Origin of the sequence: Curtobacterium subtropicum (genome assembly GCF_030362975.1) — a bacterium.
Taxonomy (GTDB): Bacteria; Actinomycetota; Actinomycetes; order Actinomycetales; family Microbacteriaceae; genus Curtobacterium; species Curtobacterium subtropicum.
The window spans coordinates 128400-149683 of the sequence record NZ_JAUCMM010000007.1 but is presented as its reverse complement, the minus strand read 5'-3'; the positions used below and the strand labels follow the sequence as shown (position 1 = coordinate 149683).

At 70.4% G+C, this 21284-nt stretch carries 22 protein-coding genes and 4 tRNA genes; 6 read left to right on the top strand and 20 right to left on the bottom strand.

What is annotated here, in order from left to right:
• Positions 1-17: 17 nt before the first annotated feature.
• The 5 genes from QUG98_RS11435 to QUG98_RS11415 all read right to left on the bottom strand — a co-directional run bounded on the left by QUG98_RS11435 (position 18) and on the right by QUG98_RS11415 (position 5356).
• Complete coding sequence (locus QUG98_RS11435; protein WP_058727455.1) at positions 18-857, bottom strand: carbohydrate ABC transporter permease; 840 nt, start codon at positions 855-857, stop codon at positions 18-20.
• Complete coding sequence (locus QUG98_RS11430; RefSeq protein WP_175415997.1) at positions 850-1845, bottom strand: carbohydrate ABC transporter permease; 996 nt, start codon at positions 1843-1845, stop codon at positions 850-852. Before QUG98_RS11430 ends, QUG98_RS11435 begins: the two co-directional genes overlap by 8 nt.
• A gap of 173 nt (positions 1846-2018) precedes the next feature.
• Complete coding sequence (locus QUG98_RS11425; protein ID WP_137767765.1) at positions 2019-3320, bottom strand: ABC transporter substrate-binding protein; 1302 nt, start codon at positions 3318-3320, stop codon at positions 2019-2021.
• A gap of 138 nt (positions 3321-3458) precedes the next feature.
• Positions 3459-4613, bottom strand: coding sequence for a Gfo/Idh/MocA family protein (locus QUG98_RS11420; RefSeq protein ID WP_289470634.1), 1155 nt, complete (start codon positions 4611-4613; stop codon positions 3459-3461).
• Positions 4610-5356, bottom strand: coding sequence for a sugar phosphate isomerase/epimerase family protein (locus tag QUG98_RS11415; RefSeq protein ID WP_289470633.1), 747 nt, complete (start codon positions 5354-5356; stop codon positions 4610-4612). The genes QUG98_RS11420 and QUG98_RS11415 overlap by 4 nt, the downstream gene beginning before the upstream one ends.
• A gap of 143 nt (positions 5357-5499) precedes the next feature.
• Here QUG98_RS11415 and QUG98_RS11410 point away from each other — a divergent pair, with 143 nt between their 5' ends.
• Together QUG98_RS11410 and QUG98_RS11405 are read left to right on the top strand one after the other, a co-directional pair.
• Complete coding sequence (locus tag QUG98_RS11410) at positions 5500-6711, top strand: ROK family transcriptional regulator (RefSeq protein ID WP_289470632.1); 1212 nt, start codon at positions 5500-5502, stop codon at positions 6709-6711.
• Positions 6712-6770: 59 nt separating this feature from the next.
• Complete coding sequence (locus QUG98_RS11405; protein WP_434533437.1) at positions 6771-7523, top strand: YqaJ viral recombinase family protein; 753 nt, start codon at positions 6771-6773, stop codon at positions 7521-7523.
• On the opposite strand, the gene QUG98_RS11400 is transcribed toward QUG98_RS11405, so the two are convergent.
• The 6 genes from QUG98_RS11400 to QUG98_RS11375 form a co-directional block, all read right to left on the bottom strand.
• Entirely contained in the window at positions 7520-8128 is a 609-nt protein-coding gene (locus QUG98_RS11400; RefSeq protein WP_289470631.1) for a Pr6Pr family membrane protein, read from the bottom strand. The genes QUG98_RS11405 and QUG98_RS11400 overlap by 4 nt on opposite strands.
• 86 nt (positions 8129-8214) lie before the next feature.
• Positions 8215-8904 (bottom strand): 50S ribosomal protein L1, encoded by a 690-nt coding sequence (gene rplA, locus QUG98_RS11395; protein ID WP_058727448.1) that lies wholly within the window; start codon positions 8902-8904, stop codon positions 8215-8217.
• Between the two features lie 85 nt (positions 8905-8989).
• A complete protein-coding gene (rplK, locus tag QUG98_RS11390; RefSeq protein WP_017888638.1) occupies positions 8990-9421 on the bottom strand; it encodes a 50S ribosomal protein L11 in 432 nt (143 codons plus the stop codon).
• Between the two features lie 159 nt (positions 9422-9580).
• A complete protein-coding gene (gene nusG, locus QUG98_RS11385; protein WP_058727447.1) occupies positions 9581-10624 on the bottom strand; it encodes a transcription termination/antitermination protein NusG in 1044 nt (347 codons plus the stop codon).
• Positions 10625-10774: 150 nt separating this feature from the next.
• Positions 10775-11053 carry a preprotein translocase subunit SecE gene (gene secE, locus QUG98_RS11380; protein ID WP_289470630.1) on the bottom strand — a complete coding sequence of 93 codons (279 nt, stop codon included), beginning with the start codon at positions 11051-11053 and terminating at the stop codon, positions 10775-10777.
• 20 nt (positions 11054-11073) lie between these two features.
• A tRNA-Trp gene (locus QUG98_RS11375) sits at positions 11074-11146 on the bottom strand.
• A gap of 214 nt (positions 11147-11360) precedes the next feature.
• Here QUG98_RS11375 and QUG98_RS11370 point away from each other — a divergent pair.
• The gene (locus QUG98_RS11370) at positions 11361-12545 is read left to right on the top strand and encodes a pyridoxal phosphate-dependent aminotransferase (protein ID WP_289470675.1); all 1185 of its coding nucleotides are present in this window, start codon (positions 11361-11363) and stop codon (positions 12543-12545) included.
• Positions 12546-12620: 75 nt separating this feature from the next.
• Here the strand turns inward: QUG98_RS11370 and QUG98_RS11365 are convergent, their stop codons facing one another.
• The 3 genes from QUG98_RS11365 to QUG98_RS11355 are packed head-to-tail and all read right to left on the bottom strand — an operon-like array spanning position 12621 to position 14526.
• Positions 12621-13658: a UDP-N-acetylmuramate dehydrogenase gene (locus QUG98_RS11365; RefSeq protein WP_434533438.1), complete on the bottom strand. Its 1038-nt coding sequence runs from the start codon at positions 13656-13658 to the stop codon at positions 12621-12623.
• Positions 13655-14080 (bottom strand): MaoC/PaaZ C-terminal domain-containing protein, encoded by a 426-nt coding sequence (locus QUG98_RS11360; RefSeq protein ID WP_289470628.1) that lies wholly within the window; start codon positions 14078-14080, stop codon positions 13655-13657. The genes QUG98_RS11365 and QUG98_RS11360 overlap by 4 nt, the downstream gene beginning before the upstream one ends.
• Complete coding sequence (locus tag QUG98_RS11355; protein ID WP_082687594.1) at positions 14077-14526, bottom strand: MaoC family dehydratase N-terminal domain-containing protein; 450 nt, start codon at positions 14524-14526, stop codon at positions 14077-14079. Before QUG98_RS11355 ends, QUG98_RS11360 begins: the two co-directional genes overlap by 4 nt.
• A gap of 121 nt (positions 14527-14647) precedes the next feature.
• Between QUG98_RS11355 and QUG98_RS11350 the strand changes: the two genes are divergently transcribed.
• Entirely contained in the window at positions 14648-15025 is a 378-nt protein-coding gene (locus QUG98_RS11350) for a hypothetical protein (protein WP_288467248.1), read from the top strand.
• Between the two features lie 277 nt (positions 15026-15302).
• Here QUG98_RS11350 and QUG98_RS11345 read toward each other — a convergent pair.
• The 5 genes from QUG98_RS11345 to QUG98_RS11325 all read right to left on the bottom strand — a co-directional run bounded on the left by QUG98_RS11345 (position 15303) and on the right by QUG98_RS11325 (position 17961).
• Positions 15303-15379 (bottom strand) — tRNA-Met (locus QUG98_RS11345).
• A 32-nt stretch (positions 15380-15411) separates the two neighbouring features.
• A tRNA-Thr gene (locus QUG98_RS11340) sits at positions 15412-15483 on the bottom strand.
• 92 nt (positions 15484-15575) lie between these two features.
• Positions 15576-16823, bottom strand: coding sequence for a peptidoglycan DD-metalloendopeptidase family protein (locus QUG98_RS11335; protein WP_289470627.1), 1248 nt, complete (start codon positions 16821-16823; stop codon positions 15576-15578).
• Between the two features lie 146 nt (positions 16824-16969).
• Positions 16970-17791 carry an inositol monophosphatase family protein gene (locus QUG98_RS11330; protein ID WP_289470626.1) on the bottom strand — a complete coding sequence of 274 codons (822 nt, stop codon included), beginning with the start codon at positions 17789-17791 and terminating at the stop codon, positions 16970-16972.
• Positions 17792-17879: 88 nt separating this feature from the next.
• A tRNA-Tyr gene (locus QUG98_RS11325) sits at positions 17880-17961 on the bottom strand.
• A gap of 118 nt (positions 17962-18079) precedes the next feature.
• Between QUG98_RS11325 and QUG98_RS11320 the strand changes: the two genes are divergently transcribed.
• Together QUG98_RS11320 and cls are read left to right on the top strand one after the other, a co-directional pair.
• Positions 18080-18568 carry a YajQ family cyclic di-GMP-binding protein gene (locus tag QUG98_RS11320; RefSeq protein ID WP_058730193.1) on the top strand — a complete coding sequence of 163 codons (489 nt, stop codon included), beginning with the start codon at positions 18080-18082 and terminating at the stop codon, positions 18566-18568.
• A gap of 11 nt (positions 18569-18579) precedes the next feature.
• Positions 18580-20040, top strand: a complete 1461-nt coding sequence (cls, locus tag QUG98_RS11315) for a cardiolipin synthase (protein ID WP_289470625.1) — start codon at positions 18580-18582, stop codon at positions 20038-20040.
• Between the two features lie 57 nt (positions 20041-20097).
• Here cls and QUG98_RS11310 read toward each other — a convergent pair whose 3' ends face one another.
• Complete coding sequence (locus tag QUG98_RS11310; RefSeq protein ID WP_289470624.1) at positions 20098-21279, bottom strand: heparan-alpha-glucosaminide N-acetyltransferase domain-containing protein; 1182 nt, start codon at positions 21277-21279, stop codon at positions 20098-20100.
• Positions 21280-21284: the final 5 nt, after the last annotated feature.

The window sequence follows — 21284 nt, the reverse complement described above, 5'->3', positions numbered from 1 at the left end:
CGGAAACTGCGCTCCCCCTACTTCACCGCGCCCGCGGTCAGACCGGCCACGAACTGGCGCTGCACGATGAGGAACGCCACCACGACCGGGATCGACACGACGAGCGACGCCGCCATGATCTGGTTCCAGTACACGTTCGTCTGCGTGGAGTACTGCTGCAGACCGTTCGCGAGCAGCTGCCCGTCGCCGTTCGTCATCACCGAGGCGAAGAGGACCTCGCCCCACGCGGTCATGAACGAGTAGATGCCGACCGCGACGAGTCCCGGGCGGGCCGAGGGCAGGATGACCCGGAACAGCGCGCCCATCGGACCGGAACCGTCGACCATCGCGGCCTCGTCGAGCTCGCGCGGGATGGTCTCGAAGTAGCCCGAGAGCATCCAGATCGAGAACGGCAGCGTGAACGTCAGGTAGGTGATGATCAGCCCGAGCCACGACCCGACGAGCTGGATGCCGAGCGCGTTGCCGAGGTTCGTGAAGATGAGGAACAGCGGCAGCAGGAACAGCACGCCCGGGAACATCTGGGTGGAGAGCACCGCCGTGGTGAAGGTGCTCTTGCCCCGGAAGTTCCACCGCGACACGCCGTAGGCGGCGAAGGTCGCGATGATCAGCGAGAACAGCGTCGCGATCGTGCAGACCACGAGCGAGTTCACGAAGTACTTCGCGAGCGGCACCGTGGACCACATGTCGATGAACGGCTGGAAGGTGATGGTCGTCGGGATCCACGTGAAGTTGTTCTGCACGTCTCCGAGCGGCTTCATCGCCGTGGTGATCATCACGTAGAGCGGCACGACCGTGAACAGCGTCAGCAGGACGATCGTGACGACCTTGAAGGACTTGGCGCCCATTGTTTCACGCACGGACGGACCTCCGGTTGGTCACGGCCAGGTAGATGCCCGTGACGATGAGCAGGAAGAGCAGGAGCAGGACGCTCATCGCCGCACCGGAGCCGAAGTTCCAGGTGATGAACGACGCGTTGTAGATGTGGAAGCTGAGCAGGTCGGCGGCCGGCGGCTGCGCGGTCGAGCCGAACAGCACGTAGGGCGTGTTGAAGTCGTTGAACGTCCAGAGGAACATCACGAGCACGAGCGTCACGTTGACCGGTCGGACCATCGGGAGCGTGATCGAGCGCCACTGGCGGAAGGGCTTCGCACCGTCCACCGAAGCGGCTTCGTACACGTCGTTCGGGACGGACTGCAGCCCGGCCATGAGCATGAGGAACGCGAACGGCCAGGTCTTCCAGATCGCGACGACCACGACGGACACGAACGCGTTCGAGCCGATCAGCCAGAAGGGCCCCTGCCCGCCGAACAGCCCGAGCTGGTCGACGAGGACGTGGTTCACGGCGCCCGAGTCCCGCTGGAACATGAACTTCCAGGTGATGATGCCGGCGTACATCGGCAGCGCGTAGGGCACGAGGAACAGCGTGCGGAAGAGCCCGCGTCCCTTGAACGGCTTCTGCAGTGCGACCGCCGCGGCCATGCCGAAGGTCCACGCCAGTGCGACGACGATGATCGTGTAGCCGCAGGTGATGAGGAACGAGTTGAGGACGCCCTTGCCGATGGCCTGGTCGAAGTCGATCGCGACCGAGTAGTTGCGCAGCCCGGCGAAGGGCGCGGCACCCCAGTTCGCGATGAAGTACTTGGTGAGCTGGACGAACGAGATCCAGATGCCGGTGAGCATCGGCACGATGTGGATCAGCAGCTCGAACAGGACGGCGGGTGCGACGAGTGCGTACGGCAGCCAGTGGCGCTTCGGCTTCCGACCCGGCTGCGGCCCCGACAGGGTCGGGGCCTTCGTACGGGTCAGGTCGATGCGCTCGGAGTCGGGCAGGACCGAGGTGGTCATGGGTGGTGGCCTTCCGGCGATGACGGGATCGGGTGCGTCGTCCGCCGGGCCGTGGCAGCGGCCTGGAGGATCGACCAGCGTGAGCCGATCGGCTCACCCCCGGCGCGGGGCCGGGTGTGGAGGGGCGAGGCCCGGGGCGCGTCCTGCGGACGCACCCCGGGCCTCCGGGCCGACTAGCCGACCGACTGCGAGACCTGATCCTGCGCGGTCTGCAGGGCCGTCTTGATGTCGCTGTCGGACACCGTGCCACCGGTGGCGATCTTGGCGAACATGTCGTTCATCGCCTTGCCGACCGTCGACTCGAACTGGTCCTCGGCGGGCACCAGCGGGAGCGGCTTCGCCTTGTTGTTGTAGATGTCGAGGAACGTCTTCGTCTGCTCGTCGGTGACCGAGTCGGCAGCGGAGGCGAGCACCGGCAGCGCCGAGTACGGCTTGTCGAGCGTGCTCTGCGTCGACTCGCTCGTCATGAACTTCACGAACTCGAGCGCGCCGTCCTTGTTCTTCGTGTTCTTGAAGATCGACAGGTTGATGCCGGCCGGGAAGGACGCGATGTCCTTCGCGCCCTCGGGTGCCGGGAAGGGCACCACGCCGAACTGGTCGGCGGACATGCCGTTGGACGTGATGGTGGCGTTCGCGTTGTTCTGCGTCAGCATCATCGCGGCCTTCTTGTTCGCGAAGTCCGAGACCGCCTGCGTGCCGTTGTCGTACTGGGCGTTCGAGGTGTTGACGACCTTGTCCGACTGCATCAGGTCGAGGTAGCGCTTGATGCCGTCGACGTTCGCCTTCTCGGTGAAGGTCGGCTTGCCGTCCTTGTCGAACCACTCGCCACCGTTCTGCGCCGAGTTGATGAACGCGAAGTGGGCGTTCTCGGTGTACGACCCGCCGGCGATGGTGAAGCCGTACTGGTCGCCCGTTGTGAGCTTCTTGGCGTCCGCCGTCAGTTCCTCCCACGTGGTGGGTGCCTGGAGTCCGGCGTCCTGGAACATCTGCTTGTTGTAGTACAGGCCGTAGGCGAGACCGTAGAGCGGGACGCTCGTGACGGTCTTGCCGGGGGCACCGCCGGTGGAGAGCGCGACCTTGCCGAACTTGTCGGCACCGCCGATCGCCTTCATCTCCGAGTCACCGAACTCCTGGAAGGCGCCGGTGGCCTGGAGCGAGGTCGCCCAGGTGTTGCCGATGTTGACCACGTCCGGGCCCTGACCCGAGGTGACGGCGGTGGTGATCTTCGTCTGCAGGTCGTTCCAACCGATGACCTGGAGGTTCACCTTGATCCCGGTCTCCTTCGTGAACTTCTCGAGGACGGGGGTGAGCACCTCCTTGTCGTTCTGCAGGGACGTGCCCTGGTTGGACGCCCAGTAGGTGAGCGTCTTCGAGTCGCCGGACGAACCGGACGAACCCGAGGAGCAGGCTGCGAGGCCGGTCACGGTGAGTGCCGCGGCCGCGGTGATGGCCAGTGCGCGGATGGCAGTGCGCATGACTCTCTACTTTCTCGTCGTTGAGGTGGTGCAGGAGGTGGTGCGTGGTGCTGGTCGTGCTGTCGGGTGCTGCTGTGTCGTGCGGTGTCCCGGCCAGGTGTCCGTCCGTCGTCGGACGGGTCCGGCCGGCGCCGTCCGTCAGGACAGGGTGGACGCCGCGGGGTCCCAGCCCTCGGGGAGGGTCGGGGAGGGTTCGACGGTGCTCTCCACGAGCACGGTCTCACCACGTTCGGCTGCCTCGGCGATGGAGACCATGACGTCGAGGACGTGGAAGGCGAGGGCGCCGGGGACCCGGTTCTCCTCGCCGGCGCGGAGCGAACGGGCCAGGTCGACCACGCCGGTGCCGCGCGAGTAGGTGGAGCCGATCGCGGGGACGGTCTCGGGCTCCTCGGCGCCGTGCGCGTACAGCTCGGTGTCGCCGTCGAAGTTGTTCGGGTCGGGGAACACGACCGTACCGGTCTCCCCCGCGATCTCGACGAAACCGGTGCGACCGCGGTCCGACTCGAACGAGAACACGCTCTGCGCGCTCCCGCCGTGCTCGAACTGGATGAGCGCGGAGTGGTTCGTCGGGACCTCGACGGGGAACTCGGTGCCCGCCTTGGGGCCGGAGCCGATCGTCCGGGTGGCACGGGCCCTCGACGCCGTGGCGGTGACCTTCGCGACCGGTCCGAACGCCTGCACGAGGGTCGTGATGTAGTACGGGCCGATGTCGAACAGCGGTCCGGCCCCGTGTGCGAAGAGGAACTCGGGGCTCGGGTGCCACGACTCCGGGCCGGGGCTCTGGAACAGCGTCAGGCCGTTGAGCGGAGTGCCGATCCGACCCTCGCGGACGACGCGGAGCGCGGTCTGGAGCCCGGCGCCGAGGAACGTGTCCGGGGCCACGCTCACGGTCTTGCCCGCGGCACATGCCGCGTCGCGGAGCTCGGCGGCACTGGCACGGTCGAGCGCGTAGGGCTTCTCCCCCCAGACGTGCTTGCCGGCGGCGAGCACCTGCAGGGCGACCTCGACGTGCGCGGCGGGGATCGTCAGGTTGACGACGATCTCGATGTCGTCGTCGGCGAGGAGCTGCTCGACCGAGCCGGACCCGGCGACGCCCCACTTCTCGGCCTGGGCGGCGGCACGGGGCACGTCGATGTCGGCGATGAAGCGGACCTCGACGTCGGGGAACACCGTGAGGTTCGACAGGTACTGGTCCGAGATGACGCCGGCGCCGATGACACCGACGCCGACCGGACCGGTGCGACGGGCGCCGTCGACCGCGGGGGTCGCGGTGGCTGCGGTCGTGTCGGTCATGCCCGGGCCCCCTCGAGGAACGTGTACGAGTCGGCCACGGCCTGGAACACGTCGCCCTCGTGGTCGTCGAGCTCGACGACGTGCAGGGCGTCGGGCGCCGCGGCGACGATGTCGCGGATCGGCATCACGCCGTTCCCCACCGCGACCTGCTGCTTGTCGTCGTGCGACCCGTCGCCGTCCTTGACGTGCAGGAACTGCACCTTGTCGCCGAGGCGCTGCAGCACGGCCACCGGGTCGTCGCCGCCGACCTTCGCCCAGTAGGTGTCGAGCTCGAGTACGACATCGTCGGACAGCGCGTCCGCGAAGACCTCGTAGGCGCTCACGCCGTCGATGCGGTTCGAGAACTCGAACGCGTGGTTGTGGTACCCGAGCACGAGTCCGTGGTCGGCGGCGCGGGGAGCCAGTGCGCTGAGCTCGCGGGCGATCGCCTCGACGTCCTCGCGGGTCGTCCAGCGCGCCTCGTCGATGTGCGGGTCGATCAGGGTACCGAGACCGACGGTGACGCTCGCGTGGAAGATGCGCTCGAGGTCCTGCTCCCCGGCGTCCAGCAGCCGGGCGTGGCCGCTCGGGACCTGCAGGCCTGCGGCAGCCAGGGCGTCGCGCAGCTCCTCGGCGCGGTCGACGAACCCGAAGGCCTCGACGTTCGTGTAGCCGATGGACGCGATGCGCTGCAGCGTGCCCGGCAGGTCCGCCGAGAGGGCGTCCCGCACGGTGTAGAGCTGGACCGACAGGGGTTGTGTCACCAGGGGTTCTCCTCGTCGAGATGGTGGATCGTCAGTGATCGAGCGTCACACTATGGCCGCTTCTGTCGGCGGTCAAGCAAAAGTTGTGTCACCGTCGACAGTCTTCGTTGCGTGGCGCGATCGATGTGTGCTTCACTCCCGACATGGTCGACTTCACCCGGACGGCAGCGTCGCCTCCGGTCGGAGCGAGCGAGCTCTTCCAGATCCTCCGCGACGGCGTGCCGCGGACCCGGGCGGAGCTCGCCGCCCTGACGGGACTCGCACGCTCGACGATCGCCGTGCGCCTGGACGCCCTCGTCGACGTGGGGCTCGTGGGTCCCGTGGAGACCGCGGCGTCGACCGGCGGCCGTCCTCCGGCCCAGGTCGCCCTCGTCCCCCGCGCCCGACTCGTCGTGGCCGCCGACCTCGGCGCGTCGCACGGGCGCGTCGCCGTGACGGACCTGGTCGGTGCAGCACTGGCGACGCGCGAGGCGGCGATCGACATCGCCGCGGGCCCGGTCCCCACGCTCACGTGGCTCGTCGAGACCGTCGACGCACTGCTCGACGAGGTCGGCCGCGCCCGCGACGACGTCGTCGCGATGGGCATCGGCGTGCCCGGCCCCGTCGAGTTCTCCACCGGGCGTCCGGCGAACCCCCCGATCATGCCGGGGTGGGACGGCTTCGACGTCCCCGGGTGGCTGCGGGGTCACCTGTCCGCGCACGTCCTGCTCGACAACGACGTGAACATCGCCGCGCTCGGCGAACGGGCGCACGGCTGGCCGGACGTGGACCACCTGCTCTTCGTGAAGGTGGCGACCGGCATCGGGTCGGGCATCGTCTCCGACGGCCAGCTCCGCCGCGGCGCGCAGGGCACCGCAGGCGACATCGGTCACGTGCGGGTGTCGCGCGCCGGCGACGCCCCCTGCCACTGCGGCAACACCGGCTGCCTCGAGGCGGTCGCCTCCGGTCCCGCGATCGCGCGCGCGCTGCGGGCGAAGGGCCACGACGTGCACACCAGCGGCGACGTCATCGCCCTGGTCGAACGCTCCGAGCTCGACGCGATCGGCGCCGTCCGCCAGGCCGGCCGGGACATCGGCGAGGTGCTCGCCACCTGCGTCTCCCTCGTCAACCCGTCGGTGATCGCGCTCGGTGGCTCGATCACGCGCGCCGGGGAGCACCTGCTCGCCGGCGTCCGTGAGGTCGTCTACGCCCGCTCGATGCCGCTCGCCACGGAGCACCTCGTGATCGCGCAGTCCCGCGCCGGCTCGGTCGCCGCGCTGCAGGGCGCGGCCGCGCTGGCCATCGGGTACGCGCTCTCCCCCGCCGGTGTCGACGAGCTCGTCGCCCCCGCGGAGGGACGAGCGCTCGTCTCCTGAGGGCGGACGCCGCGCGCGTCGGTTCGCGCGGTGTCGGCCCGCGGGGTGAGAATCGTCGGGTGACGATCGTGCAGCCCACCCTGTGGGGCGACCTGGACCCCGGCCTGGAGGCCCTCCCCGCCTCCGCCACGCCGGCCGCGTCCGGCGCACGGTCGGCAACTGCGCCCGCTGCCGTCGGGCGGTCCGCCCCGGGTCCGCGCTCCGCGGCGGGCGTGCACGACGCGTTCACCGCGCTCCGCGGGCACACCGAACGGATCGTCGCGCACTCGTCCGACCGAGTGGCCTGGCTCCGCGCCCGCGCGATGGGGATCACCGCCACCGACGTCGCACGGCTCGCGTCGCTGCGCGCCGTCGAGGCGGTCGTCGCCGAGAAGCGCTACGGCTCCCGGTTCTCGGGCAACGCCTGGACCGAGCACGGCAAGGACCGCGAGCCCGTCATCGCCGCCTGGGTCGCCGCCACGCACGGCATCGAGCCCTCTGCGCACCTGTTCCACGCCAGCACGAACCGGGCACACCTCGCCACCCCGGACGGCGTCGGGTACGACGCGTCCGCGCGCCTCGTGCTCGCCGAGATCAAGACCACCGGCAAGGCGTGGCGGAGCATCCCCCGGCACTACCTGCGCCAGGTCTGGTGGCAGCAGTACGTCCTCGGTGCCGACCGCACCCTGTTCGTGTGGGAGCGGCACGACGACTTCGTGCCCGTCGCCGACGAGCCGGAGTGCCGCTGGGTGGACCGCGACGACGACCAGATCCGCGGACTCGTGCAGCTCGCCGACCTGGTGCTCGACAAGCTGCGGGCGTTCCGGGTCTAGACCTTCACGAGTCGCAACCGACTCATCCCGACCACGAGGACGCCGAGCAGGGCGATCGTGACCCCGACACCGATGCAGTACAGCGTGACGACGCCGTAGCCCTGCGACGGGTTCAGGAACGGGTACGGCACCCAGCCGTCCGTCGCACCCCGCACCAGGACGACGACCGTCCAGACCGCGGGGTAGAGCAGGAACCACCAGATGTGGCGGAAGAGCAGTCGCGCGCGGTCGGAGAACAGCAGCCAGTCGAGGACGGCGTAGAGCGGGATCCACTTGTGCAGCAGGTCGTTCGACCACGGGACCGTGTTCTCGACGGCAGCGCCGACGAGCAGTGTGTTGTAGACGATGCCGGTGGTCGCGATGTAGACCGTCGCTGCACCACGGAGGACACTCACGCCGAGGTCGGCGCGCTTGCGTCGGGCCGCCGCGACCAGGGTGACCGCGAACGCGATGCCGATGAGGATGTTCGACTGGATCGTGAAGTAGCCGAAGAAGTTGAACGGGTTGTAGCCCGCGAGCCTGGAGCTGACGAGCCACTGGCCGAGCACCGCGGCCACGACGCCGATCACGGCGAGGAGCCGCAGTGAGTTCACGAGGATGCGCACGGTGCCACGCTATCGGGACACGAACCCGGTACGCAGGAAGGCCCGCACCGGGATCGATGCGGGCCTTCCTGTGACTGATCAGTCGATCAGATGGCGTTGACGTCGAGCGGGATGCCCGGTCCGAAGGTCGTCGAGACGGCGCCCTTCGTGATGTAGCGGCCCTTCGAGGCGGACGGCTTGAGGCGGACGATCTCCTCGAGCGCGGCCGAGATGTTCTCGTCGAGCTGCTCCGGCGTGAACGAGGCCTTGCCGACGACGAAGTGCACGTTGGCGTGCTTGTCGACGCGGAACTCGATCTTGCCGCCCTTGATGTCGTTGACGGCCTGCGCCACGTTCGGGGTCACGGTGCCGGTCTTCGGGTTCGGCATGAGGCCACGGGGGCCGAGCACCTTGCCGAGACGGCCGACCTTGCCCATGAGCTCCGGCGTCGCGACGGCGGAGTCGAACGCGGTGTAGCCCTCGGCCACCTTCGCGATGAGCTCGTCGCCACCGACCTCGTCGGCACCGGCTGCGATGGCGGCCTCGGCCGCAGCGCCCACGGCGAAGACGATGACGCGGGCGGTCTTGCCCGTGCCGTGCGGCAGGATGACCGTGCCGCGGACCATCTGGTCGGCCTTGCGGGGGTCGACGCCGAGCTTCAGCGCGACCTCGACGGTGGAGTCGGTCTTCGCCGAGCCGGTCTCCTTCGCGAGGGCGACGGCCTCGGTCGGGGTGTAGAACTTGTCGGCCTCGATCTTCGCGGCCGCGGCCTGGTAGGCCTTGGACTTCTTCGCCATGGTGTTCTCCTCGCAGAGCTACGTGGTTGACGAGCCGGCGAGGCTCTCCCACGGAAAGGGGTCGGGGTGTGTGGGGCGCTGAGGCTTACGCCTCGACCGTGATGCCCATCGAACGAGCGGTGCCGGCGATGATCTTCGCGGCCTGCTCGATGTCGTTGGCGTTCAGGTCGGCCTGCTTGGTCTCGGCGATCTGACGGACCTGGTCCATCGAGATCTTCGCGACCTTGACCGTGTGCGGGGTCGAGGACCCCTTCTGCACACCCGCGGCCTTCTTGATCAGCTCTGCGGCCGGCGGGGTCTTGAGGACGAACGTGAACGAACGGTCCTCGTAGACGGTGATCTCGACCGGCACGACGTTCCCGCGCTGCGACTCGGTCGCGGCGTTGTACGCCTTGCAGAACTCCATGATGTTCACGCCGTGCTGACCGAGCGCAGGACCGATCGGCGGGGCCGGGTTGGCGGCGCCCGCGTTGATCTGCAGCTTGATGAGGCCCGTGACCTTCTTCTTCGGTGCCATGTTGTGCTTCCTCCTGGAATCGAACGCACGGGGACCCGTGCACTCTCCCGCTGGCCCGGCGGATCCGGACCGCGGTGAAGCCCCGCATGCCACAGCACGCGGGGCCAAACCTCAGTAGTCTACCCGATCGGTCGGACCGGGTCGACGCCCTGGGACGAACTAGAGCTTGGTGACCTGGTCGAAGCTCAGCTCGACCGGGGTCTCGCGCTCGAACAGCGACACGAGGACCGTGAGCTTGCCGCTCTCCGGCTTGATCTCGGAGATCGACCCCGGCAGACCCGCGAACGAGCCCTCCTTGATGGTGATCGTCTCGCCGATCTCGAAGTCGACCTCGGCCTGGGGCTGCGCCTGTGCGGCACCACCGGACTTCGCGCCGCCCTTGGTGGGCGCGGCCTCGGCGACCTGGACGAGCGACTTCAGCATGCCGAACGCCTCGTCGAAGCGCAGCGGCGTCGGGTTGTGGGCGTTGCCCACGAAGCCGGTGACGCCGGGGGTGTGGCGGACGACCGACCACGAGTCCTCGTTGAGGTCCATGCGGACGAGCACGTACGAGGGGATCCGGACCCGGGTGACCAGCTTGCGCTGCCCGTTCTTGATCTCGACGACGTCCTCCATCGGGACCTCGACCTGGTAGATCGAGTCCTCCATCGACATCGAGATCATGCGGTTCTCGATGTTCGACTTCACGCGGCGCTCGAAGCCCGCGTAGGAGTGGATGACGTACCACTTGCCCGGCTTCATCCGCAGCTCGGCCTTGAAGGCGTCGTACGGGTCGACCTCGGCGGGCTCGTCGTCGGCGTCGAGGGCTTCGTCCGCGGCGAGCGTCTCGTTCGCCTCGGCTGCCGTGGCGTCCTCGAGCTCGGACTCCTCCTCGTCCTCGACGGCCTCGACGGCAGCCTCGGCCTCGTCGGCGGAGTCGATCTCGAGCGCGTCGTCCACGACGGCGTCCGCCTCGGGGTCGCGGGACTCGGCCAGTGCGGTGAGCGTCTCGTCGACGGAGGCGTCGACCGTGCCGTCGTCCGGCTCGTCGCTCAGGCCGAGGGAGTCGTCGTCCTCGTCCTCGACGGAGATCGCGCGCTCCTCGGCGGACTCGACCGAACGGCCCTCGGCGGTCTCGACGTCGCCTTCCTGGTTCTCCTCGACCTCGGAGGACTGCTCAGCAGCCGTGGCGAGGTCGATGTCGTCGCGGGAGTAGTCAGACACTGCGGTTCTTTCCGTTCGGTGGTGCGGATCGGGTGAGTGGCCGGAGCGGTTCGCGTCCGTCGCCGTCTCGGGGAGACCGTACTCCTGTCCGTGTCCGGCCAGGTGGACGGACGCGGCCGGCCGCAGTCGGACCAGCCGGTCGACGACGGATCAGACCGTCGGACCGTTGCCGAACACGTAGCCGACCCCGAGTCCGAAGACGAAGTCGAGGATCGACACGAGGATCATCATCACGACGACGAAGACGAGCACGACGCCGGTGTAGCTGAAGAGCTCCTTGCGCGTCGGCGTGACAACCTTGCGGAGCTCGCCGATGACCTGGCGGATGAAGAGGGCGATGGCGGCGACCGGGCCACCACGCTGAGCACGGTCGGCCTTGGCCTTCGCGACGACGTCGTCCGTCGTCGTCTCCATGTCCTTGCTCGCCACCTTCACACCTTCCAGACTTGCAGGGCGGACAGGACTCGAACCTGCAACCTGCGGTTTTGGAGACCGCTGCTCTACCAATTGAGCCACCGCCCTGTGAGGGTCGAGACCCCCTGGCACACGTTCCGTCACCGTTCCGTGCGCCGGTGGTCGAGTGTACGGGAGTACGTCACACGCTGTCCACTCGGCCGCTCCCCCGGCGTGCCGCGCCGGTAGGCTCGTGGCCGTGAGCACCGCAGCCCCCGGCCCCGAGTCCACCGCCCCCGAGCACGCGCAGACCACCGTCGACGCATCCGCCGACCGTCCGCGCATCGCGTCGCGCATCGCCGCGATCGCGGAGTCCGCGACCCTGAAGGTCGATGCCAAGGCGAAGGCGCTGAAGGCCGCCGGTCGCCCGGTGATCTCGTTCGCCGCGGGCGAGCCGGACTTCGCGACGCCCCAGCACGTCGTCGACGCGGCCGTCCTGGCCGTGCAGGACCCGGCGAACCACCGCTACACGCCCGCGACCGGCCTGCCCGAGCTGAAGCGGGCCGTCGCCGAGAAGACCGCCCGCGAGTCCGGTGTCACGGTCGACCCGTCGCAGATCGTCATCACCAACGGCGGTAAGCAGGCCGTCTACCAGGCCTTCCAGACGATCGTCGACGAGGGCGACGAGGTCCTCCTCCCCGCCCCGTACTGGACCACCTACCCCGAGGCGATCAGCCTGGCCGGCGGCACTCCGGTCGAGGTCTTCGCCGGCAGCGACCAGGACTACCTCGTCACGGTGGAGCAGCTCGAGGCCGCCCGCACGCCGCGGACCAAGGCGCTGCTGTTCTGCTCACCCTCGAACCCCACCGGCTCGGTGTACTCGGCCGAGCAGACGAGGGCCATCGGCGAGTGGGCGCTCGAGCACGGCATCTGGGTCATCAGCGACGAGATCTACCAGGACCTGGTCTACGACGACGTCACCTTCACGGGCATCCTCGAGGCCGTGCCGGCCCTGGCGGACACCACGATCCTGGTCAACGGCGTCGCCAAGACCTACGCGATGACCGGGTGGCGGGTCGGGTGGTTCATCGGCCCGGCCGACGCCGTGAAGGCCGCGTCGAACCTGCAGTCGCACCTGTCGTCCAACGTCGCGAACGTGTCGCAGCGCGCGGCGATCGCCGCGCTCACCGGCCCGCAGGAGCCCGTGCAGGCGATGCGCGAGGCGTTCGACCGCCGACGCCGCGCGATCGTCGACGGGCTCAACGCGATCCCGGGCTTCGTCACGCCGACGCCGAAGGGCGCCTTCTACGTCTACCCCGACGTCACGGCACTGCTCGGCCGCGAGTGGGCGGGCTCGACCCCGACGACGACGCTCGAGCTCGCGGACCTGATCCTCGAGCACGCCGAGGTCGCGGTCGTCCCGGGCGAGGCCTTCGGTCCCTCCGGCTACATCCGGATGTCGTACGCGCTGGGCGACGACGACATCGCCGAGGGCGTCCGTCGCCTGACCGAGTTCTTCTCGGCGTAGACGGGGAACGACGAACGGCCCACCTCGACGAGGTGGGCCGTTCGTCGTCCTGGAGGGCCGGCGTGCGCCCGCTGGTCAGCTCGCGGCGAGCAGGTCCCCCACCACGACCGGCTCCGGCACCAGCGAGACACCGAACCGGTTCAGGACGGTCACCTGCACGTACCGCGCCAGCTCCGCGACCTGGGCTGCGGACGCCCCGCCGCGGTTGGTCAACGCCAGGGTGTGCTTCGAGGAGATCGCGGCGTGCGACCCCGGCACCGCGTACCCGCGGTGAACCCCGGCGTGCTCGATGAGCCACGCGGCGCTGAGCTTCACCTCGTCGCCGGCGGGCCAGCGGGGGGCCTCGGCGGGCAGGGTCTCGGCGAAGTCGGCGGAGACGATCGGGTTCGTGAAGAACGAGCCGGCGCTCCAGGTGTCCGGGTCGGCGTCGTCGAGGACCATGCCCTTCGACGCCCGGAGCCGCAGCACGGTCTCGCGGATCGTCATCGGCGCGACCGGGGTACCGAGGTCGACACCGAGCGAGCCGGCGAGCTGGGCGTAGCGGACCGGGACCCCCTGGTCGACGGTCGTGCCGAGGCGGAACTCGACCGTCAGCACCACGCCGCGGCGCCCGTGCTTGAGCGTCGAGGTGCGGTACCCGAGCGCCAGCTCGGCGGCGTCCACCCACGTGCGCTCCCCCGTCGACGCGTCGAGGAACTCGATGCGGGAGAGCACGTCGGACAGCTCGACCCCGTAGGCGCCGATGTTCTGCACGGGGGCGGCGCCGACCGTGCCCGGGATGCCGCTCAGGGCCTCCAGGCCGGTCCAGCCGTTCTCGACGGTCGTCGCGACGAACCGGTCCCACGGCTCGCCGGCCGCGACGCGGACGGTGACGCCGCCCGCGTCCGGCTCGGCGTCGACGCCGTGCGTGCGGACGAGGACGACGGTGCCGTCGAAGCCGTCGTCGGCGACGAGCAGGTTGCTGCCGCCACCGACGACGAGCCACTCGTCGTCCTGCCACGCGGTCTGCGCGTGCGCCACGAGCTCGTCGGTCGTCTCCGCGACCAGGAGGGTGGCTGCGGGGCCCCCGACCCGGAACGTCGTGAGGTCGGCCAGTCGCGTCACCACGGTCAGCGGAACACCACCGTGACCTGCGCCTTGCCGAGCACGGTCTGCCCGGCGGCGGTCACGGTGAGGTCGATGCGCTGCGGCCGGCCCTGGTCGTCGACGGTGCCGACCTTCGCGACCACGCCGACGGTCGCACCCTGTTCCGGGTCGACGACGACCGGGCGCGTGAAGCGGACGCCGTAGCGCTGGATCCATCCGCGGTCGCCGAGCCACTCGGCGACGGGCTGGACGGCGAGGCCCATGGTGAGCATGCCGTGCGCGAGCACGCCGGGGAGGCCGACGGACGCGGCGACGTCGTCGCGGTAGTGGATCGGGTTGAAGTCGCCCGAGGCGCCGGCGTAGCGGACGAGCGCGTCGCGGGTCAGGTGGACCTCGCGCTCGGCGACGACGGCGCCGACCTCGAGCGCGGTGGCGGGTGCGGCGGTCATGCGTCGTCTCCTCGGACCACGAGGGTGGAGGTCGCGGTCACGACGTGCTCCCCCGAGGCGTCCTGCATCGTGCTCTCGGCGGTCACCATGGCGTTGCCGCCCAGGGTCTTCACGCTCGTGACGGTGAGCGTGGCGGTCAGTTCGTCGCCGGCCACGATCGGCCGGTCGTACGTGAAGGACTGCTCGCCGTGCACGACACGGGAGAAGTCGATGCCGGCGTCCGGCTCGGCCAGGAGCTGCGCGAGCGTGGCCTCCTGCACGACGACGGCGAAGGTCGGCGGGGCGACCACGTCGGCGTACCCGGCGGCGCGGGCGGCGTCCGGCTCGTGGTGGATCGGGTTCGTCGCGAACACGGCGCGCGCGAACTCGCGCACCTTCTCGCGACCGACCAGGTAGGGCTGGGCCGGCGGGAACGTCCTGCCGACGAGCTCGGGGTTCACTGACACGGGTGGGAGTCTACCGAGCACCCTCGACACGCAGCTTTTCCATGAGGATGCATCGGCTATGCTCAGCCCACGGTGTCCGGGGGGACGCCGACGGCACGACTCCGGGGACGGGGAGAGATCGATGGAGCACACGACCGAGTACGCGGTCCACACGGGGGACCGGTGCACCGCGATGGAGGTCGCCGGCGCGGCGCTCCGCCAGGCGGGACACCGGGTCGAGTCGACGGGTGGCACGATCACCGCGACGACCGGCAACCGACTGCTGACGATCCTGCTCGGCGCACTCGTGCACCCGTCGCGGGAGTTCCGCCGCTACGAGCTCTCGACGACCGTCACGGGCACGTCGACCACGCTCACGCTCCGACATGCGCAGCACGTCACGGCGGTGTCCGGCGGGAGCATCGGAGCGGGGCGGCGGCGGAGCGCGTGGCAGCAGGTGGAGGCGACGCTCGAGCGGGCACTCCGGGCCGCTGGCGTGCTGACCGCTCCCCCGCGCTGAGGTTCGGGACCCGCCGGGCGCGGGTCGGTCCGCGCGTGGGAGGCGTTTTCGCGCGTGGGAGGCGTTTCCGCGCGTAGGAGGCGGTCACGCGCGTGGGAGGCGTTTCCGCGCGTGGGAGGACCGGCCTTCCTGCGCACCACGAGCGGAACGGCATCCCAGGGCGTCCGCGATGGGACGGAACGACGCGCCCGGGAACGACGCGGCCGGGGAACGACACAGCCCGGGAACGACGGGGCCCGGGAACGACGAAAGCCCGGCGATCTGGCCGCCGGGCCTGTGGTAGCGAGGACGGGACTTGAACCCGTGACCCCACGATTATGAGTCGTGTGCTCTAACCAACTGAGCTACCCCGCCAGAGATCCGGAGCGACAACAGCTCCGGGTCGGAGCCCCGAGTCAGGATTGAACTGACGACCCCTTCCTTACCATGGAAGTGCTCTACCACTGAGCTATCGGGGCGAGTGCCGCTCGGCGGCACCAGACGAGCGTAGCAGACGTGCGGCGGTGGTCGGGAACCGGACGCGACGCCCGGGCGTGCCGCCGCTCCCCCGTCAGTTCGCGTTCGCGCGGAGCCAGGCGAGCGGGTCCACCGGGACGCCGCCGACGTGGATCTCCAGGTGCAGGTGGGGTCCGGTCGAGTTGCCGGTCGAGCCGACCTCGCCGAGCTCGTCCCCCACGGCGACCTCCTGGCCGGTGACGACCTTGAACGTGCCGTCCTTCATGTGCCCGTAGACGCTGACGAACTGCTTGCCGTCGACGTCGTGCTGCACCCAGACGTCGTTGCCGAACCCGCCGTCGTGCGCCTGCACCTTGATCACGGTGCCCGCGGCGACCGAGCGGATCGGGGTGCCCTCGCCCGGGGCGAAGTCGACGCCCATGTGGTTCGTCGAGCAGAACGAGCAGCCCTCGACCTGGCGGCCACCGAAGCCCGACGTGATCGGGACGCCCGTCAGGAACGGCCACTGGATGGACCCGTTCGGGTCGTTCGTGAAGGTCGACGCGTCCACGTTCTTGTACTGCGTGGCAGACGTGACCGAGTACTGGTCGCGCGTGGTCTCGGCGTCGGCCGCGCCGTCACCGACGCTGAGCGACTGCCCGACGCCCGCGGCGGTGGTCCGGGCCGTGGTGGTGTCCGCCTGCGGGACCCAGAGCGCCTGCGCCGGCAGCGACGTCGAGACGACCAGGCCGGCGGCGAAGAGCAGTGCCCCGACCGCCGTGACGCGCGAGGCGTTCCGACGGAAGGCGTCACCGCGCGCGACGCCCGACGGCGCCGGTGCACCGCCGATGTGCCGGGTGGCGCGGTCGACGCGCACGGGCGGGGCCGTCCGCCGGTCGCGGACGCGGCCGGCCTGCGGTGCACGGTCGCGTGCGGTCTGCCCCGCGCGACCGCCGCGGGGCGACGGGGCGGTGTCGGAGCGCTGCGCGACCGACGGGCGGACCGGCTCGACGACCGGGGTGGGTGCACGCGAGGCGTCCACCGCGGGCGCCACGTCCGGCGATGCGGGGGCAGGCGGGGTGACCGCAATCGCCGACGGCGCGGGCAGGACGGGCGAGCTCGGCGCGAGGTCGATCGGCGAGACGGGGGCCACGGGCGTCGTCGGTGCGACGAGCTCGTCGAACGACGGCCCGGAGACGGACCCGGGGGTGGCCGTCGTCGCCTGCGCCGCGGTGAGGACCTCCGTCGCAGCGGCACGACGCTCGGCCTCGATGCGTGCGCGTCGCGTCAGGTGCACGACCGGTTCGGTCGTGGTCTCGGGGCGGGTCGGCGTCGTCGCGGTCGGCTGGGAGGCGTGGGGCATGTGTTCGGGGCTGATCCTGATCGGGGCACGAGGCGCTCGTTGGTAACGAGCAGGTAACGGGACTGCAGCACGCTAGCAGGGGCCGTCCCGCGCCGCCAGTCGCGTGCACGACCGTGCAGGACCCGGGACCGAGCCCTGCCCGGCGGTCAGCCCCCGAGCACTGCGGACTCGAGCCCGCGCACGAGGGCCTCGAGCTCGTCCGCGACCGCGGGCGCGGCGAACAGGAAGGACCGCGTGCCGCCGGCCTCCCAGATGCGGACGTCGGCGCCCGCCTCGGCCGCGACGAGCGACCCGGCCGCCATGTCCCACGGGTTGATCCCGCGCTCGTAGTAGGCGTCCACGGTGCCGGCGCCGACCGCACAGCAGTCGAGCGACGCGGCCCCGCCACGCCGGACGTCCCGGACCTCGCCGATCAGCCCGGCGAGCACCGCGACCTGCTCACGACGGCGGTCCGCGGTGTAGCCGAAGCCCGTCGCGACGAGCGCCTCGGCGAGCGACGCGGGCGTGGACACCCGGAGCGGGACCCCGTCGCGTGTCGCGCCCTCGCCGGCCACCGCGCGGTGCACCGTGCCCGTCGCCGGCGCCACGACGACGCCCGCGAGCGCCTCCCACTGCGTCGGATCCGCACTCCCCCGGACGACGCCGATGCTCACCCCGTACTGCTCGCTGCCGTACAGGTAGTTGACCGTGCCGTCGATGGGGTCGACCACCCACGTGATGCCCGACGAGCCGGTGCCCGAGCCGGACTCCTCACCGAGGAAGCCGTCGTCGGGACGGGTCTCGGCGATCCGCGCACGGACGAGCGCCTCGACCTCGCGGTCGGCCGCCGTCACGACGTCGACGATGCTCGACTTCCGGTCGGCGACCTCGACACCCTCCGCGCGTCGGCGCGCGGCGAGGGCGGCTGCCTCTCGGGCGATGGACTCGGCGAGGTCGGCGAACTGAGCTGGGGTGAGCGTGTCGGGCATGCCCCCCAGCCTGCCGGATCGCGACCAGGAAGGCCGCCAGCCCGGGAACGGCGACAGCCCCGTCCGATCCGGACGGGGCTGTCTGCTGTGGCAAGTGAGGGATTCGAACCCCCGAAGGCTACGCCGGCTGATTTACAGTCAGATCCCTTTGGCCGCTTGGGTAACTTGCCGTGTGCGCACCCGGCCGGTGTGGTCACCAACCGAAGGCGCGGTGAAGAGCATACCGGACTCTGGAGGGTGCTCGTGACCACCGAACCGGGACCGCGCCGCGCCGTTAGGCTGTCCGGCATGGCAGACAGTTCCTTCGACGTGGTCAGCAAGGTCGACAAGATGGAGGCGGAGAACGCCCTCAACCAGGCCGCCAAGGAGATCGAGCAGCGGTACGACTTCAAGGGCGCCGACGCGTCGATCGCGTTCAGCGGCGAGGACGTCCTCATCAAGGCGAACTCCGAGGAGCGCGCGAAGGCCGTCCTCGACGTGCTGCAGAGCAAGGCGATCAAGCGGAACATCTCGCTGAAGAGCCTGGACGCCGGCGACCCCTACCCCTCCGGGAAGGAGTACCGCATCGAGGTGAAGTTCAAGAACGGCATCGAGCAGGACGTGGCGAAGAAGATCGGTGCGTTCCTCCGTGCGAACGCCCCGAAGAGCGTGAAGAGCCAGATCCAGGGTGACGAGCTCCGCGTCTCCTCGAAGAGCCGCGACGATCTCCAGAACACGATCCAGCTCCTCAAGGGTGAAGAGTTCGACGTGCCGCTGCAGTTCATCAACTTCCGCTAGCGCCGCACCCCGTGGAGCACTGGCTCGGCGTCGCGGTCACCGTTCTCCTGGTCCTCCTGGACCTGGCGATCCGCGTCTTCTCGATCATCTACGTCCCCTACAACCGGAAGCCGCAGACCGCGACGGCCTGGCTGCTCGCGATCTTCCTGATCCCGTACATCGGGTTCATCGTCTTCCTGATCATCGGTTCCACGAAGCTGCCGAAGGCGCGGCGCGAGAAGCAGACCGAGATCAACGCGTACATCCTCGAGCAGACCGAGGGCATCGAACGCGTGCGCCGCGACCACCCCTGGCCGCCGTGGCTCGAGAGCGTGACGAAGCTGAACCGCGAGCTCGGCGCGATGCCGCTCGTCGGCGGCAACTCCGCCGAGCTCTACCCCGACTCGTACGAGTCGGTGCAGGAGATGACCCGCGCGATCGACCAGTCGCGGCGCTTCGTGCACGTCGAGTTCTACATCGCGACGCTCGACGACACGACGCGGCCGTACTTCGAGGCCCTCGCCCGGGCGCAGGCCCGCGGCGTCACGGTCCGGTTCCTGCTCGACCACTGGGCGAGCCGCGGGTACCCGGGCTACAAGGACACGCTCGCGTTCCTCGACCGGGCGAACATCGAGTGGCACCTCATGCTCCCGCTGCAGCCGCTGCAGGGGAAGTTCCAGCGCCCCGACCTGCGCAACCACCGGAAGATCATGGTGATCGACGGTTCGGTCGCGTTCACCGGGTCCCAGAACCTGATCGACCCGTCGTACGACCTGAAGTCGCACATCGAGAAGGGCATGGTCTACAAGGACCTGTTCGCCCGCTTCGAGGGGCCGGTCGTCGCAGGGCTCAACGCCCTGTTCGTGACCGACTGGTACAGCGAGACCGACGAGCTCCTGCTCCGCGAGAGCGACCCCGTCCAGCGGGCCGACCGCGCTGACGCGCTCGACTGCCAGGTCGTGCCGTCCGGGCCCGGGTTCGACGGCGAGAACAACCTGCGCCTCTTCAACGCGCTGCTGTACTCCGCGCAGGAGAAGGTCTCGATCACCTCGCCCTACTTCGTCCCCGACGACTCGATGCTCTACGCGATCACGACCACCGCCCAGCGCGGGGTCGCGGTCGAGCTCTTCGTCGGCGAGATCGGCGACCACGCGATGACGTGGCACGCGCAGCGCTCGTACTACGAGGAACTCCTCCGCGCCGGCGTGCGGATCTGGCTCTACCGCGCCCCCACGATCCTGCACGCGAAGCACTTCACCATCGACGACGACGTGTCGGTCATCGGGTCGAGCAACATGGACATGCGGTCCTTCAGCCTCAACCTCGAGGTCTCCGTGATGGTGCGCGGCCGCCGCTTCGTCGACGCGCTGCGCGGGGTGCAGGACGCGTACAAGGACGCGTCGTTCGAGCTCACGCTGGACGCGTGGCTCGAGCGCCCGCGTCGATCGCAGGTCCTCGACAACGTCGCGCGGCTCACCGCCGCCCTGCAGTAGGTCCCCGGCCGGGAGGCGCGGCGCACGCCCGCCTCGCCGGTCGCCCTGGGCGCTCGGTCAGGGCGCGGTCGGCACCAGTCGGGTGAGGCGGGCGATCAGGCGCTCGAGCGGTCCGCTGCCCAGGAACGCACGCCACAGCATCGCGAAGACCACCGACCCGGACGCGAACAATGCCCACGCGGTTCCCGACTCCGGGTACGTCGGCAGCAACGCGATCACGACCAGGTGCCCGGCGTAGACCGTGAGGGGCATCGACCCGACCGCGGCGAGCGGGAACGCGATCCGCGCCGCGGTCCGGCCGCGCCCGTCGAAGACCAGCGTGCACAGGGCGATCACGGCCACCGCGACCCCGGCGGTCCCGACGACGTCGACGACCGACGAGGAGTGGTCGCGCGGGGACAGCAGCAGCTGCGCCAGGGCCGACGCTCCCCCGCTGCCGTCCGGCGCCCACGGCACCCCGGGGAACGCCTCGAACACCGCGCCGGGCGGGACCGGCGCCAGGACGTTCCCGAGCACGTACGCGACGACGGCGACCAGTGCGCCGGACACGAAGAGCGCGACCTGCGTTCTGCGCGCCTCTCCCCACCGGCACGGCCCGGACGCCGCTGGCGCGTCGTCCGGGTAGCGGCGGCGTGGGCCCAGACCGACCCTGGCGACCGCGAGCCCGACCAGGACGTACGCCAGGAACGTGACCACCGGGTAGACGAGTCCGAGCTGGACCTCCCACATCCCGGCCCCCGCGTAGAGCGGGACGACCGCGAGCGCGACGACCGGCGACGACAGCGCGCACACCGCGGCGGCGACGAGCAACCCGACCGGCCGCCACCGGAGCGCCGGGAGGACGAGCAGGAACAGCGCGCCGTACGTGGGCAGGATCACGTAGACCGGCGTGCCGAGGGCCATCAGCAGGAGCCCGACGGCGACCACCGCCACCGCGCGGATCGCCAGCCGAGCCCGGATCCGTCCGATCGCCGGCGGCCCGGGCGGGTCCGTCTGGCCGCTCGTCAGGCCGATCGAGACGCCCGCCAGCACCGCGAACAGGGTCGACGGCCGCCCGTGCGCCACGGCGGACCACGTGGCGGGATCGCTCCAGTCGACCTCGTCCGCGATGCCGCCGATGTGGGCGGCCATCATGCCGAGGAGCGCGAGCGCCCGCGCGACGTCGACGCCCTGCAGGCGGCCGGGCGCGACGAGCACGCCCCGCATCGCGGCGGGCGGTGCGGGGCGTGCGGCGGTCATCGTCC